The organism is Streptomyces sp. NPDC094034, assembly GCF_040303865.1.
In the GTDB taxonomy this organism is placed as follows: Bacteria; Actinomycetota; Actinomycetes; order Streptomycetales; family Streptomycetaceae; genus Streptomyces.
This window is the reverse complement of sequence record NZ_JBEOUD010000038.1, coordinates 27,451-39,494: the sequence shown is the minus strand read 5'-3', so window position 1 is coordinate 39,494 and position 12,044 is coordinate 27,451. Positions and strand designations below refer to the sequence as shown.

Genomic DNA, 12,044 nt, shown 5'->3' with positions numbered 1-12,044 from the left:
TCCTTCCCCAATGCCAAGAAACCAAGGGCGAGTTGCCGGCGCAGCGCGGCAGCCGACGGATCGGATCAGCCGACCACTGGATGGCAGGGCGGCATCGGCGATCGGCGCCGTGTCAGTCGGGCAGCAGGTGAGACACGAGGCCGTCTGTCCATTCCGAGGTGAGGGGTTCGTTTGTGAAGACGGCCCGGTAGTAAAGCGGAGCCAGTATGGCGTCCGTAGTCCGTTCCAGGGTCGGGCACTGGTGACCTCGGGCCTGCGCGTGCTCCAGGATGGCCTCAAGCTGTCGCTGCCGCTCGCCCCGGCATGCGGCCGCGCCCGCTTCTCCGCCCGTGCCGACAGTGGCGCGCACCAGGGCCAGGGTGTCCGGGTCGCTGAGGTCCTTGGCGAGGTCGGACGCGTACCGCTCAAGGTCCCCGCGCAGACTTCCGGTGTCCGGCACCACGATGTCGCCGGAGAAGCGACTGGACGCGACATCGGCGAACAGTTCGCTGATCGCCCCCCAGCGTCGATAGACCGTGGTGGCGTGCACACCGGCGCGAGCGGCCACGACCGGGATCGTCAGTTCGGTGGCTTCGTCTCTCAGCAGTTCCGTGACGGCCTGGTGGACGGCCGCACGGACCCGGGCAGAGCGGCCGCCAGGGCGGCTCTCGGTGCGGCGCGGGGTGGTCGTAGTTGGCATGTGACCAGTATTGCATTGGACGCTGCTTTTTTATCGCACACTTCGCTGCGTTTGTGGTACGTTCGGCCCGTTAACGCAATGACCACTGCGAGGCGTGGGCCTCAGGAAGTGAGTCCAACCGTGTCCAGCACAGCGTTCAGGGGCTTGGAGATGGAGCCCCTGCAACTGCGGGAAGTCACGGTGCCCAACCGTGTGTGGATGTCCCCGATGGCCCAGTACTCCGCGGCCGCGGACGGCAAGCCGACCGATTGGCACCTCGTGCACTACGGTGCGCGAGCAGTCGGCGGCGCCGGGCTGATCATGATCGAGGCCACAGCTGTTGGCCCGTCCCACCGATGCACCGCGGCTGACCTCGGGCTTTGGAATGAAGAGCAGGCCACCGCACACCGGCGCCTGACCTCATTCATCTCCGAGCAGGGCACCGTCCCGGCCATTCAGCTCCAGGCTGCCGGCAGAAAGGGATCCCACAAGCTTCCCTGGGACGGGCTGGGGCAGAACGACCCCGTCCATGTGACGGATGGCGGATGGAATACGAAGGCACCGTCGGCCGTCCCCTTCGGTGACCTGAGCCTTCCACAGGAAGCAAGCCACGCCGACATCGACGAGGTTGTCGCGGACTTCGCCCACTCGGCCAAGATGGCTCACCTGGCGGGTTACCAGGCGGTCGAGATTCAGGCGTCTCACGGGTACATCCTTCACGCGTTCCTGTCACCCTTGTCCAATCACCGGACGGACACACACGGCGGAAGCCTTCAGCACCGGATGCGCTTCCCCCTGCGCGGTGTTCTTGGGGCGCGCTCTGCTGCGCGATCCCTACATCGTCCTGTACCACCGCCGCGACGACCCCTCGTCCTGGCCGAACCAGTACTACCGAGCCCTGTGAGATCAGAGCAGCGGCCGGAGAAGTGAGAAGGAAAGTCCCATGGTGACCAGACACCGCGCTGCCGCGGGCCCCAAGACTTGGAGGTCTGAGGGCACAGGTCCACAACACACGCCTTCCGATCACGGTTCGCATCGTGATCGGAGTGTGAGGAAGGGCGGCTTCGCTGCTGTGGGCGCCGTTTTCATCCTCTTCCTCGCCGCGTCCAGCGCGCCGTCTCCGCTCTACGTGATCTATCAGCAGCAGTGGCATTTTGCCGCGTGGGCGCTGACTGTCGTCTTCGCCCTCTACGTACTCGGCATGCTGGGCTCGCTGCTGGTCCTCGGGGGGCTGTCGGACCATCTCGGCCGCCGGCCGGTGCTCGCGACCGCGATCGCGCTGGAAGTGGTCGCCCTGGTCCTCTTTCTGGTCGCGGGGAACGTGTTCGTCCTGTCCGCCGCGCGCGTATTGCAGGGCATCGCGACCGGTGCCGCGACTACAACTTTGAGCGCCATGCTCGTCGATCTCGAACCAGCGCGCGGCCGGGCCGGCGTTGTTACCTCCATAGCGCCCTTGAGCGGACTGGCGGTCGGCGCTTTGGGCAGCGGCGCGCTCGTGGAGTTCGCTCCCGCACCGACCAAGCTGGTCTACGCACTGCTGCTCGCCGGAATGGCGGCGGCAGCGGTAGTGGTCGCACTCACTCCCGAGACCTCGCCCCGCCGCCGCGGCGCCGCCGCGTCGCTGCGCCCGCGGATCGCAATGCCCGCCTACCTGCGCGCGGATCTCGTGCCACTGGTACCCGCGGGAATCGCGGCCTGGGCCCTCGCCGGGATGTACCTCTCCCTCGGCCCATCCGTCGCGGCGCAGTTGCTGGGACTGCACAGCCACCTGATCGGCGGCGTCGTCGTGACCCTCCTGGCCGGCACCGGAGCAGTCGCGATCGCCCTGCTGCGTACCCGGCCGGCGTCCTCGCTGCTCGTTCCCTCGTCCACTCTGCTCGGGGTCGGTACCCTGATATCACTCGTCGGAGTAGCTCAGGACCTCGCCTGGCTTGCCGCCGTCGGCACAGTCATCGCGGGAATCGGCTTCGGCGCGTCAGCGCTGGCAACCTTCGGCACCTTGGCCCGCGTCGCCAGGCCGGACGAGCGCGGCGCCGTGTTCGCCCTGGCGAACGTCATCAACTATCTGGGAAACAGCGTGCCCGCCGTACTCGGCGGAATCGCCACCACCAGCATCGGACTGAGGCCGGCCGCCGGCATCTACGCACTCGCCATCGTAGCCATCACCTTCTCCGCCCTCGTCCTGCGCCTCAACCAGGTACGAAGAGAACGCCACACAGCCACCACCCCCCTCAGCAGCTGAGACACCCCACAGCAAAACCACACTCACCAGTACAGCTATTCAACAAATTTCAGCACCGAAGAAGGAAACAACGTGACCACCACCAGGCCCAAGAAGAACCTTGAGGTTCAGCGGGGCGACCACACGACCATCCGGTACACGGCCAGTGGCCCCACCACAGGGCCGACCCTCGTGCTCATCCATGGATGGGGCGTCAACCGAACCGACTTCGACGCGATCACCGATCATCTGCCCGACAATGTTCGCGTCCTCGCCATCGACCTGGCCGAGCACGGCGAGTCGCGGTCGACGCGAAACGTCTGGACGATCGAGGAATTCGCCCTCGACGTGGCCGCCGTGCTGGAAGCCGAGTCGACGGACACAGCGACCGTGGCCGGCCACTCGCTCGGCGGCGCGGTCGCCGTCGAAGCCGCTCGGCTGCTCCCTGACACGATTTCACACGTGGTCGCCCTCGACGCGCTGCACTACCTGGGCCTGTTCCCGGCGCAGAGCGCGGAAGCAGTCGCGGCAATGAGGAACCTGTTCCGTGAAAACTTCGCCGAAGGCGTGCGCGGCCTGGTCGAGGGTGGATCGCCGGCCGGTACCGACGAGACCGTCAAGGATGCCTACTTCAAGAGGATGGTCGCCGTGCGTCAGCCCGCCGGCCTGCACGCCATCGAAGGCCTGGTGGACTGGGACATGGACGCCGTGCTGCGGGAGACCAAGCAGCCCATCACAGTTTTCGCGGTACGAGAACTGACTGATCAGGAAGCAATCGACCGATACGGAGACCGCTTCAACATCGTGCTCATCGACCTTGGCAGCCACCACTTCCAGGTTGAGTCACCCGAAGGAACGGCAAAGCTCCTGACGGGCGTTGTGGAATCGAGGTGACGTAGGGCGCGTCAAAACCGCTGCCTCGTGTGAGGTGGCGGTCTTGGCGTATCTACGAATGTCCACCGAGCCAATCCGCGACCGCCTCGGGCCTTTCGTTTGGATCTTGCCGGGCTCGCGTGCCCTGGCACCGCGCCTCGCCGCGTTGTCGTCAGTCTTCCCCGAGGTCTCGGCTTCGCTCGACCAGGGGAGACCCCACCCGCTCCGCGTGGGCTCCCTCCTCCGCCTTGCGATCCACGGCACCAACGGCGACATCAGCCGCTGACGCGGCGGGCGCTCCCTGATCCGGCCTGATCCAAACGAAAGGCCCTAGGCCTCGACGAGCCTGTGCCGGTCAGTACGGCGAGCAGTGCCGCAGGCACCAAATCGCGGCACTGACCAGGAGTGCCGTCTCCCCTCGCGGCGGTTGGGCAGAGGCGCGGTGTTCGGCGCTTACTGGGGACGGCAGGTCCTGAGGTAGCTGAGGAACGATGCCTGCAGCCCGGTCACGTGCGTTTCGTGCATGACTGCGCTGGTGACGGCTCCGCCGTGTGAGGTGAGGCGGTGAAGGAAGGTGGCCGTGTTCTTTGTGAGGTTCTGGTAGATCTCCATGTCCCCCAGAAGCTCTCGTTCGTTGAAGGTCACGTGAAGCTTGGCGGCGGGCCGGTTGTCACCCAGCGCTTGGAGGTGGGCGAAGACCTGGCTGTCTTCACTGGCGACGCCGGGGCTGCCCGCTCCGATGCTTTCGAAGAGCGTGCCGCCGGTGAGCCAGGTGTAGAGGCTGAAGAGTCCGGCGTAGGAATAGCCGAAGAGGCCGTGACCGCTCGGGGCTGTGCTGTAGTCGCGTTCGATCCGCGGGTGCAGTTCCGCGGTCAGGAAGTTCAGGAACGCGTCGGCGCGGCTGTCGCTCAATTCAGCGAGGTAGGCGTCGGCTTGCTCGCGAGTCATCGTGCCCGCTTGGACTCCCATCTCCACGGCATCGATGAACTCCTTGGTGATGGGTTCGCCGGGGGGCACGAGGTCGCGGTTGCGCAACCGTTCCCAGTGCGCTGCCTCTTCGCCTGCGTAACCCACACTGACTTGGATGTAGGGCTGGATCCGTTGCATGGGATCCATCTGGGTGATGATGAGGGGGGCGGTCATGCCGACGGCCCAGTTGCCGTCGAGTACGTACACGACCGGCGCTTGCGCAGCGGCGGGGTCGTAGCCCGGTGGCGTGGTGACCCAGATGCCATAGTCGTGCCCACCGCTGGAACGCGTCTCGAAGTAGTCGGTGTTGGCGAGGCAGCCCTGCCACATGGTGCTCATCGGAGGTCCTTAGCAATTCGGCCGGCCTGGATAACAAGGACGGCGTTGGTGGGGTCAGCGAACGGTTCCGGGGCTTCGAGCGAGTTGCCGTTCCAGAGCAACAAGATCTGCCTGCGCGCCGGCATCGAGCGTCGCGCTTGCCGTGGCTACCGTCACCATTGCCGCAATACGCGGCCTACTCCTGCAGGAAGTCCTGATTCCGGCAATCTGCCCACAGGACGCGGTCACCTTGATCCTGCGCATGAGCAAGGGGCAATCCGCCCGGTAGTTCCGAACCGGACGGCCGCATTCTCGTCGAGGCGCGCGGCTTCCGTGCTGTTGTCCTGCCTGACAGATCCGTCAGGCAGGACAACAACCGTTGCCCGCCGCGCCGTCGCGTTCGGGTTTCACGGGCGTGCGCCGCGCCCGCGCCCCACCGTCAACTCCTCGCTGCCGCCAGCTTCGACGGCATCACAAAGGCCCCGGCCCGGCGCAGGGCTCACCGTGACCACAACACGCGTCAACATAGTCCCGCCTGGCGGCTTTTGGACCTCCACCGGCGCTCCCCAGTGGCACTCCGAGGCGCACATTTCACTCTTGACAGGCAGCCATGCGGCTTGATTGGTTGACTTCCACTACACGGTGACCGACTGTTCGGTCGGTATGCGAGGTGGTGGAATGTGTGAACCAGGCCACTGACCGGGACGCCAGACCGGCGCGGGTGATGTTCGCCGCGGACCAGGCCTCCCGCAGCCTCGGCATGGAACTCGTGGACGACGGCGACGGGTCTGCCACCCTGCGGATGACCGTGACAGAGTCGATGATCAACGGGCACGGAATCGCCCACGGCGGTTACCTGTTCCTGCTCGCCGACACCGCGTTTGCCTGTGCCTGCAACAGCCGCGGCCACGTCACCGTCGCGGCGGCGGTCGCCATCGACTTCATCACTCCGGCCTACGAGGGCGACGTCCTGCTCGCAACCGCGCGCGAGCGCACACGATTTGGCCGCAGCGGCATCTACGACATCAGCATCCTTCGCGGCGACGAAGTGATCGCGGAGGTCCGCGGGCGCAGCCGCAGCATCCGGAACGCGGCGAACTCCTCGACCTCGACCGATTCCGAGGAATCGTCACTGGACAGGTGACGCGGCGGCCCCGAGGTTCCAGTGGTCGCTTCAGCGGGTGGCCGCAAGGGCGAGACCGCAGACTGCGGAGCATGGGGCACGCGTCCCCGCCCCCCTGAGGGGTGGCGGGGACGGGGCAGTCCGCTGGCGATAAACGGGGCAGTGCCTCCGGGCCTGGCCTTTTTGGGACCAGGTCAAGCTGACATCTTCCGGCCGGCCGACCCAAGGCGGAGCGCGGAGACGAGGAAGAAGACGCCACCGAGGAAGGCGTAGCCGGCAAGAGTGGCGAGAGTGGCACCGTCCTTGCCGCTCTGGGCGATGAAGCTCGCGCCGGCGAGGGTGGAGATGGCGCCGCTGGCGATCATGGCCCACTGCCCGCTCGTCCGGCGCCGGGCGACTCCCATGGCGAGCTGGAGGATGCCGGCAGCGATGGCCCAGGCACCCCAGATGCGCAGGACAGCCGGGATTCCGGAGGCGACGGCGAGAGCGACGCCCGTGCTGACGCTGAGCGCGATGTTCGCGTACAGCCTCTTCGCGGCGCCGCCGTCGGCCCCGGCCGACCGCAGGTCGCCCACCGCGCAGGCCGCGTCGAACAGCGGGTAGAGCACCAGGAGCGTCACACTGAGCGGTCCCAATGTGTCGGCTGCCACGAAGAGGAGGGCCGTCCAGACGGCGGCGAACGCGAAGCGCAGGAGATACAGCTTGCGCAGGGCCATCGCGGGGGCGAGGGAGACGGCGTCGGTGTTGTTGTCGACGAAGGTGTCCATGGCGAGTCCGGCTTCCGTGAGTCCTGATCGAGGGCAGTGTGATACCAAACGAGCGAGGGAGAACGTTCGGTCTCATCCACTATCGACTGCCCTGCGCCTGCCGTCAAGACCGAACGTTCTCCCTCACCTTTGGTAGGCTGCGCCCCATGAGTCGGAGTACAAAAGGTGACGCCCCGTCCGAGGCCCGTACGAGGCTGCTCAACACAGCGACCAGGATTTTCTACTCGGAGGGCATCCACTCCGTCGGTGTTGACCGGATCATCGAGGAAGCCCAGGTCACCCGAGCCACGCTGTACCGGCACTTCTCGGGCAAGGAAGATCTTGTCCTCGCCTATCTCGACCAGGCGGACCAAGGCATCAGGGCCCAACTGACGGCCGCCCAGGACAACGGCCAGAACGCGAGCGACAAAGTACGCGCCGTCGCCCGTTCTATCGCCGACGGCATCCGGTCCGCGGGCTTCCGTGGCTGCGCCTTTCTCAATGCCGTGACCGAGTATCCCGACCCGGAACACCCGATCCACCAGGCCGTCCTGGCGCATCGGCAGTGGTTCCTGGACACCGTCACAGATCTGCTGGCGCACATCGGTGACACACCCGCCGAAGCGGCGGGCCGGCACTTCGCCATGCTCCGGGACGGAGCAATGGCCGCGGGTTGCCTCTTCGATTCCGAACTGATCACCGAGACTTTCTTGGAGGGCGTCGAAGGGATCGTGCAGGCGCGCTCTGCGGCCTGAGTAGGTGCTTTTGATCCTGCGTCGAGAAGCGATCCTGGAGAGGGACACCGCTCGGGATCGGTGATCTTGTGCAGGTTGAAGACTGCCAGCAGGATGGGCCTTGAGCGTTCAGCGGAAGGCAGGCAGTTGTGGCTGGTCATTGGGTGAAACTCGAACTTGACGTTGCCGAATTCGACCAGGACTGCTTCGAGCGGTATGTGGCGAAGTGTCAGTCCCAGGGTTTGCGCTTCATGACTCTCGCGGATCTGGGAGACACGCCGGAGCATCGCAGGGCCCTGTATGAGCTCAACAAGGAGTGCTCTGGCGACATACCGGAAAGAGGAGATTTCTACACTTTTGATGAGTATGTCGAGCGGCGCTTTGAGGCGGCATCCTACGATCCGCGCGGTGTCGTGATCGCCTTGGACGGCGAAGCCTGGGTCGGCATGGCGGCGACGTCGAGACATGAGGACTTCATGTTCAACGAGATGACTGGTGTGAGAGCCGGGTATCGAGGTCGGGGTATCTCGATTGCCATGAAGACGTTCGGGATGGCTTTCGTAGAGGAGTGCGGAGCGAGCAGGGTCCGCACCTTTCATCATCCGGCCAACACGAGCGCGATTGCCATGAATCGGAAGATGGGCTTCGTCGACGCGGTCGACTGAGCGGTGCCTCCTCGGCTTCGGTCACCCAGACTTCGTCCACTGGCTCGTTCGGGGGTTCTTGCGGGTGAGGCGTCGGTCATCATGGTGATGAGTGCCCAGTTCAGGTGTGCTTCGGAGTGCTGGGGAAGTCGTACAGAGTCGCGTGCGTTGCGGCGGGCGTGCAGGCGCCAGCCGATCGTGCGCTCGACTTTCCAGCGGCGGGGCAGGACGGCGAAGCCCTTGGTGCCCTTGGGGCGGGAGACGGCGCGCAGGGCGAGCCAGAGGCGGTCGCGGGCCCAGTCCACGTGGTCGTCGGCGTAGCCGCGGTCGCCCCAGACCTAACGAGCTCGTGCACGGTGAGCGGTGAGACGACGCGAACTTCAGTGTGACTTGGGTTCACGTCTGCTGTGTCGGGTTGAGGTCCACGGTCTGCTGGTGACAGCAGGCCCGCGATCGCAGGTCCGTCGGATAGGAGCCTGACCAGCGCAAATTGGCGTGCTTAGGTGATGACCGCACAGCTTGCGGGCCGTGCTGGGCTGCACCACAACACGCGGCCTTCGCCGTCCGTGACCACCATGAACTTGACAGCGTTCTGCTTGTTCTTGCCAGGGATGAACTTGTCGCGGTCCTTGCGTCCGGCGGGGGCCGGCGGACGCGGATCTCGGTGCTGTCGATGATGCCGGTCGTGCCACTCGTGCCCAGATGGTCGATGACCTCGGCCAGAGATCGCAGTCGCACGTCGGGGCTGACGGTGCAGCCTCGCTCGGCGAGCAGGGGCCGCACTTCACCGATGGCCCGGGTGATGGTGGAGCGGTCCACTCCGAACCCGCAGGCCAGCACGTTATGGGTAGCCACCGTGAGAGCCTGTTTTGAAGCCCGTAGCAGCAGGTCAAAGGATGTCAGTCCGGAATGGGAGCTTTGCGTAAGCGTTCGGGGAACGGTCACGGTGATAGCTCCCCGAACGGAAGATCTGAGCCTGGTGTGACGGGAGAGGAAGGGGCTGCTGACGACGTGGTGGTGGGGCCGGATCCCGCATGGCGCGGGGGTGGAAAGATGCGCTCATGGAGTTGGCGGACAGTGGCCGTGAGGTCGTGTACTACGTGCGGTTCCAGTCGCCGCACCGAAACAGACGGGGGTACTTCACCGGCGTCTTCGGGCTCATCAACACCCTGGCGCGGGAGGGGAAGCTCACGGCGGAGCAGGAAGCCTTCCGCCGGGGCAACAACAGCTGGTACAACGCCGCGTACACCGACCCCTCGACTGTCGACGCCACTGTCTACGACCACGAGATCAACCCCGGTGCCGCAGCATGGTTCAAGCCGTCGGCCACGCATTTGCTTGAGCGGGTTCCGGGCTACCTCCAAGTTTTGGCCGCCCACGGCGTCGAATGCCAGCTCGTGCGCTCCGCAGATCCAGGGCGGATCATCTATGAAGACGACTTCCAGGTCGTGGTCATACCCCACCCCTGACCTCCCACCGTTAGTACCTGTGTTCGATCCCCGGTTCTGAGTAGCTTTGGGCCCTAGGCTGGCTTGGTGCCCAAGGACGCCGAGGAGGCCGGAGAACGGGTGTGGGCCGAAAAGCTGAACCGGGGCATGCAGCAGATCCATTCCTGGCGGGTGGACATGCTGACCCGAGCGCCCGTGTCTCTGAGGCGGTCTTCGAGTGACCACCCAACCGAGGACGGCGGGGCCGGCAAGCACTCCGACCTGGGCATTTCCCGTCGATCTTGCCTTCTACGACCGTCGCGGCCTGCTCACTGAGGCTGAAGCAGAAGCACTCGCTGCGCTTGGGATTGACCAGCTCCGGCGCGATGGCCTCAACCCCGACGCGGCGTCTCTTCGGACGATCGCGCGGTTGGTGCGGCCCTAACAGCCGCAAGCGACACCTGGTCGTGGACACCAAGGGCCTGCCGCTGTTCGTCATGGTCACCCCAGCCGACATGACCGACCGCAACGCGGCCAAGGAAGTTCTCTTCCGACTCCGCCTGACGCACGCCGAGATCACCATCGTCTGGGCCGATTCCGCCTATGCCGGAAAGCTCGTCGACTGGGCGAAACAGCGCCTCAACCTCACGATCAAGCCCGTCAGCCGTCCCAAGGACGCCTCCGGCTTCGTCGTGCTGCCCCGGCCGCTGGGTCGTTGAAAGGTCGCTCGCCTGGATGATACAAGCCCGCCGCCACGCGAGAGACTACGAACGGCTCATCCAGCACTCCGAGACCCTGATCACCTGGGCCGCCATCACCCTCATGACCAGGCGCCTCGCCCGCAACGGCGCCACCCCCAGATGGACAAGGAAGCCGAAGCAGGCAAGCTGAGCCCTGCTCGTTTATGGCACTGCGGTCCACCCGCACATCGACATCACTGAACAGGAAATTAAACGTCAGCCCTGGTGTCATACGCCCGCTGGCAGTCCTGGATCTCTCCGCTGTGCTCGACGGTCCAGTCGTAGAGCCGGCCGAACGGCTCGCGCAGGGACTGGCCCAGAGGTGTGAGCGAGTATTCGACGCCGACCGGTGAGGTCGGCAGCACCGTGCGCTGAATCATGCCGTTGCGCTCGAGACGGCGCAGTGTCTGGGTGAGGACACGTTGCGTGACGCCCTCCAGACCTCGCTTCAGTTCATTGAACCGGGTGGGCCGCTCCAGCAGCGCCATCACCATCATCGACCACTTGTCCGCTATCTGGTCGAGGATCGGTCGGCTGGGGCAGTCCCCCCGGAAAACCGTCCGTGTTTCGGCGTCAACGCCGTGCAGACCGGTGTCCTTCATGATCCTAGGTGCTCCCAAAGTGCGTTCTTGACCATCTAGGCGTCGTCGCCGACGGTAGGTATGCATCGCAAACCTACATGCCCAACGGTAACCAACGGAGAACCTCATGACGAACGATGCCTACTCGACCCTGCGCGTGAGCAGCGAACACGGCGTCGCCCGGATCGTCCTCGACAATCCCCCAGTGAACGCGCTCGGAACGACGATGATGAGCGAGCTGCGGACAGTACTGACGGGCCTCAAGGACGACTCTTCCGTCCGCGTGATCGTCTTCTCGAGCGCCGACCCGGAATTCTTCATTGCTCACGTGGACATGCACATCGGGGAAGAGATGGACGTCCTCCAGGAACTCGCCGCATCCGCGCCAGCGGACGTCAACGCCTTCCAGGCGATGGGTGAGCTGATCCGCCACCAGCCCCAGGTGACCATCGTGAAGCTCGCCGGGAAGGCCCGCGGAGGCGGAGCGGAATTCGTGGCCGCAGCGGACATGACATTCGCCGCCATCGAGACCGCTGGACTCGGTCAGATCGAAGCGCTCATGGGCATCATCCCCGGCGGAGGCGGAACGCAGTACCTCCGGGACCGCGTGGGTCGCAACCGCGCGCTGGAAGTGATCCTCACCGCAGACTTGTTCGATGCCGAGACCGCAGCGTCCTACGGATGGATTAACCGGGCCCTGCCGGCCGACGAGCTCGACGAGTACGTCGACCGTATCGCCCGTAACATCGCCGCGCTGCCCGACGGTGTCATCGCAGCAGCCAAGCACTCGCTGCCCGCCGACGACTTCACGGAAGGACTCCTCCGTGAGAACGACGCCTGGGCTTCTACGTTCAGTCTGCCAGCCGCTCAGCACCTGATCAGCGGGGGCCTGCAGGACGGGGCACAAACACCGGCCGGCGAACGCGACCTTGAGGGACTGATGCCTGGCGTCGCGCGCTGACTGCCGGACGGGCACATGACACATCGCTGAACAGCGCCACTGCCGTCCT

General features: G+C 65.5%; 12 protein-coding genes and 2 pseudogenes. 9 read left to right on the top strand and 5 right to left on the bottom strand.

The genetic code is table 11. From position 1 onward, the window contains the following. Positions 1–112 precede the first annotated feature (112 nt). On the bottom strand, positions 113–679 hold the full coding sequence (locus ABTZ59_RS27895; protein ID WP_351419007.1) for a TetR-like C-terminal domain-containing protein: 567 nt from the start codon (positions 677–679) through the stop codon (positions 113–115). Positions 680–757: 78 nt separating this feature from the next. Between ABTZ59_RS27895 and ABTZ59_RS27890 the strand changes: the two are divergent. From ABTZ59_RS27890 to ABTZ59_RS27880, 3 genes and pseudogenes are all read left to right on the top strand, one after another. After that, a pseudogene (locus tag ABTZ59_RS27890) lies at positions 758–1,399 on the top strand (oxidoreductase); the annotation flags it as partial. A 331-nt stretch (positions 1,400–1,730) separates the two neighbouring features. Next, entirely contained in the window at positions 1,731–2,900 is a 1,170-nt protein-coding gene (locus tag ABTZ59_RS27885; RefSeq protein ID WP_351419003.1) for an MFS transporter, read from the top strand. A gap of 72 nt (positions 2,901–2,972) precedes the next feature. Beyond that, positions 2,973–3,773, top strand: a complete 801-nt coding sequence (locus ABTZ59_RS27880; protein WP_351419000.1) for an alpha/beta fold hydrolase — start codon at positions 2,973–2,975, stop codon at positions 3,771–3,773. Positions 3,774–4,205: 432 nt separating this feature from the next. Here ABTZ59_RS27880 and ABTZ59_RS27875 read toward each other — a convergent pair whose 3' ends face one another. After that, on the bottom strand, positions 4,206–5,060 hold the full coding sequence (locus ABTZ59_RS27875; protein WP_351418997.1) for an alpha/beta hydrolase: 855 nt from the start codon (positions 5,058–5,060) through the stop codon (positions 4,206–4,208). A gap of 661 nt (positions 5,061–5,721) precedes the next feature. Between ABTZ59_RS27875 and paaI the strand changes: the two genes are divergently transcribed. Then, positions 5,722–6,183, top strand: a complete 462-nt coding sequence (paaI, locus tag ABTZ59_RS27870) for a hydroxyphenylacetyl-CoA thioesterase PaaI (protein ID WP_503003765.1) — start codon at positions 5,722–5,724, stop codon at positions 6,181–6,183. A gap of 173 nt (positions 6,184–6,356) precedes the next feature. On the opposite strand, the gene ABTZ59_RS27865 is transcribed toward paaI, so the two are convergent. Then, positions 6,357–6,929 carry a hypothetical protein gene (locus ABTZ59_RS27865; protein ID WP_351418993.1) on the bottom strand — a complete coding sequence of 191 codons (573 nt, stop codon included), beginning with the start codon at positions 6,927–6,929 and terminating at the stop codon, positions 6,357–6,359. A 146-nt stretch (positions 6,930–7,075) separates the two neighbouring features. Between ABTZ59_RS27865 and ABTZ59_RS27860 the strand changes: the two genes are divergently transcribed. Both ABTZ59_RS27860 and ABTZ59_RS27855 read left to right on the top strand, forming a co-directional pair. Continuing rightward, a complete protein-coding gene (locus ABTZ59_RS27860) occupies positions 7,076–7,663 on the top strand; it encodes a TetR/AcrR family transcriptional regulator (protein ID WP_351418991.1) in 588 nt (195 codons plus the stop codon). 143 nt (positions 7,664–7,806) lie between these two features. Then, a complete protein-coding gene (locus ABTZ59_RS27855; protein WP_351418988.1) occupies positions 7,807–8,307 on the top strand; it encodes a GNAT family N-acetyltransferase in 501 nt (166 codons plus the stop codon). A gap of 375 nt (positions 8,308–8,682) precedes the next feature. Here the strand turns inward: ABTZ59_RS27855 and ABTZ59_RS27850 are convergent, their stop codons facing one another. Beyond that, a complete protein-coding gene (locus ABTZ59_RS27850) occupies positions 8,683–9,105 on the bottom strand; it encodes a hypothetical protein (protein ID WP_351419095.1) in 423 nt (140 codons plus the stop codon). A gap of 242 nt (positions 9,106–9,347) precedes the next feature. Here ABTZ59_RS27850 and ABTZ59_RS27845 point away from each other — a divergent pair, with 242 nt between their 5' ends. Both ABTZ59_RS27845 and ABTZ59_RS27840 read left to right on the top strand, forming a co-directional pair. After that, on the top strand, positions 9,348–9,755 hold the full coding sequence (locus ABTZ59_RS27845) for a hypothetical protein (protein ID WP_351418985.1): 408 nt from the start codon (positions 9,348–9,350) through the stop codon (positions 9,753–9,755). A 401-nt stretch (positions 9,756–10,156) separates the two neighbouring features. Further along, a pseudogene (locus ABTZ59_RS27840) lies at positions 10,157–10,592 on the top strand (transposase); the annotation flags it as partial. A 70-nt stretch (positions 10,593–10,662) separates the two neighbouring features. Here ABTZ59_RS27840 and ABTZ59_RS27835 read toward each other — a convergent pair. After that, positions 10,663–11,055 carry a winged helix-turn-helix transcriptional regulator gene (locus ABTZ59_RS27835; RefSeq protein WP_351418983.1) on the bottom strand — a complete coding sequence of 131 codons (393 nt, stop codon included), beginning with the start codon at positions 11,053–11,055 and terminating at the stop codon, positions 10,663–10,665. Positions 11,056–11,161: 106 nt separating this feature from the next. Between ABTZ59_RS27835 and ABTZ59_RS27830 the strand changes: the two genes are divergently transcribed. Next, a complete protein-coding gene (locus ABTZ59_RS27830) occupies positions 11,162–11,995 on the top strand; it encodes an enoyl-CoA hydratase/isomerase family protein (RefSeq protein ID WP_351418981.1) in 834 nt (277 codons plus the stop codon). Positions 11,996–12,044: the final 49 nt, after the last annotated feature.